Origin of the sequence: Klebsiella sp. MS 92-3 (genome assembly GCF_000195655.1) — a bacterium.
In the GTDB taxonomy this organism is placed as follows: domain Bacteria; phylum Pseudomonadota; class Gammaproteobacteria; order Enterobacterales; family Enterobacteriaceae; genus Klebsiella; species Klebsiella pneumoniae.
Genome location: NZ_GL882802.1, coordinates 32,702 through 34,857 on the forward strand (window position 1 = coordinate 32,702; position 2,156 = coordinate 34,857).

The window sequence follows — 2,156 nt, forward strand, 5'->3', positions numbered from 1 at the left end:
CCGCCCCCCCCCCCCCCCCCCCCGGGGGGCTGCCGCTACTGAGCTGGTGCGCCATCGCCGCGCTGCTGCTGGTGGGTTATTTCCTGCGCTACAGCCGCACCGGCCGGGCCTTATACACCGCGGGCGGCAATGCGACGGCGGCATACTACACCGGCATTAACGCCGGGAAAATGCAGTTCGTCAGCTTCTGTCTCTCCGGCGCGCTGGCCGGCTTCTGCGGCTATCTGTGGATCTCGCGCTTCGCCGTCGCCTATGTCGACGTCGCCAACGGTTTTGAACTCCAGGTGGTCGCCGCCTGCGTGATCGGCGGTATCAGCACCATGGGCGGAAGCGGACGGGTGCTGGGCTGCCTGTGCGGCGCGCTGTTCCTCGGGGTCATCAATAACGCCCTGCCGGTGATCGGCATCTCGCCCTTCTGGCAAATGGCGATTTCCGGGGCGGTGATCGTCATGGCGGGGCTGCTCAACGAGCGCGGCAATCGCGGTCACGGGCGGTTAATCCTGCGCAACGCGGCGTTAGCCCGACAGAAACAGGCGGTGAAATCATGAGCAAAATGATGGTATCTGAAGAGATGAAAAACGCCCCGGCCGCGCCGTCGCCGCTGCGCCGCCTGCTGTGCTGGGAAGGGTTTTTACTGGCGGTCACCCTGGCGGTATTTATCGGCAACGCCGTGGCTTCCCCGTACTTCCTCAATATCTGGAACCTGTCGGACGCCACCTTTACCTTTACCGAGAAGGCGATCGTCGTCCTGCCGATGGCGATGCTGATTATCGCCCGGGAAATCGATCTGTCGGTAGCCTCGACGATGGCGCTCAGCTCAACGGTGATGGGCTTCTGCGCGGCAGCGGGGATGGACACTCCGCTGCTGGTGGTCATCGGCCTGGGCGTAGGTCTGCTGTGCGGCCTGTTCAACGGCTTGCTGGTGACCCGCTTTAACCTGTCGTCCATTGTGATCACCATCGGCACCATGAGCCTGTATCGCGGCATCACCTATATCCTGTTGGGCGATCAGGCACTCAATCACTATCCGGAGAGCTTTGCCTGGTTCGGCCAGGGGTACGTGTGGGGGGCGCTCTCTTTTGAGTTTGCGCTGTTTATCCTCCTCGCGGCCGCCTTCACCTTCCTGCTGCATAAAACCAACTTTGGTCGCAGGACCTACGCCATCGGCAATAACCCGACCGGCGCCTGGTTCTCTGGGATCAACGTTAAGCGTCATAACCTGGTGCTGTTCGCGCTGGTTGGGCTGATGGCCGGGCTGGCGGCGGTCCTGCTGACCTCACGGCTCGGCAGTACCCGCCCCACCCTGGCGATGGGCTGGGAGCTGGCGGTTGTCACCATGGCGGTGCTCGGCGGCGTCAATATTCTCGGCGGCTCCGGCAGCATGCCCGGGGTGATCATCGCCGCCTTTCTGATGGGGCTGGTGACCTTCGGCCTGAGCCTGCTGAACGTCCCCGGCATCGTGATGTCGGTGATTATCGGCGCCATGCTGATCGTGGTGATCTCCCTGCCGATTATTACCCGGCGGATGATGCAGCGAAGACGATGTTAATTTCCCCCTCACCCTGGCCCCCCCCCCCCCGGGGGGGGGGGGGGGGACCCCCCCCCCCCGCGGGGGGGGGGGGGGGGTTTTTTTTCGTTCTGTGACCGCCCCCACAACACCCCCCCCCCCCGCGGGGGGGGGGGGGGGGCCCTTCCTGTTATTTTTTCGGAATTTCAACTAGGGGAAACGGATTTCCCAAAATCAACATTAAGGAGAATTATCATGAGTTTTATGTTGGCACTACCTAAAATCAGCCTCCACGGCGCAGGCGCGATCGGTGATATGGTCAAGCTGGTAGCGGGCAAACAGTGGGGCAAGGCGCTGATCGTCACCGACGGTCAGCTGGTGAAGCTGGGCCTGCTGGACAGCCTGTTCGCCGCGCTGGATGAACAGCAGATGGCTTATCAGCTATTTGACGAGGTATTCCCCAACCCCACCGAAGCGCTGGTGCAGCAAGGCTATGCGGCTTACCAGGCGGCCCGCTGCGATTACCTGATCGCCTTCGGCGGCGGTAGCCCGATTGATACCGCCAAAGCGATAAAAATCCTCACCGCAAACCCAGGCCCCTCCACCGCCTACTCCGGCGTCGGCAAAGTGAAAAACGCTGGCGTGGCGC

The 2,156-nt window shown here is 62.7% G+C and carries 3 protein-coding genes; all 3 read left to right on the top strand.

What is annotated here, in order from left to right:
- A partial coding sequence (locus HMPREF9538_RS15245; RefSeq protein WP_009484967.1) for an ABC transporter permease occupies positions 1–548 on the top strand: 548 nt, incomplete at its 5' end.
- On the top strand, positions 545–1,549 hold the full coding sequence (locus HMPREF9538_RS15240; protein ID WP_002882873.1) for an ABC transporter permease: 1,005 nt from the start codon (positions 545–547) through the stop codon (positions 1,547–1,549). The genes HMPREF9538_RS15245 and HMPREF9538_RS15240, both read left to right, overlap by 4 nt.
- A gap of 213 nt (positions 1,550–1,762) precedes the next feature.
- A partial coding sequence (locus HMPREF9538_RS29810) for an iron-containing alcohol dehydrogenase (protein ID WP_009484968.1) occupies positions 1,763–2,156 on the top strand: 394 nt, incomplete at its 3' end.

What these genes read in the sequence shown, in the direction of transcription:
- HMPREF9538_RS15240 (WP_002882873.1), top strand. Translation starts at nt 545, where the DNA reads ATGAGCAAAATGATGGTATCTGAAGAGATGAAAAACGCCCCGGCCGCG.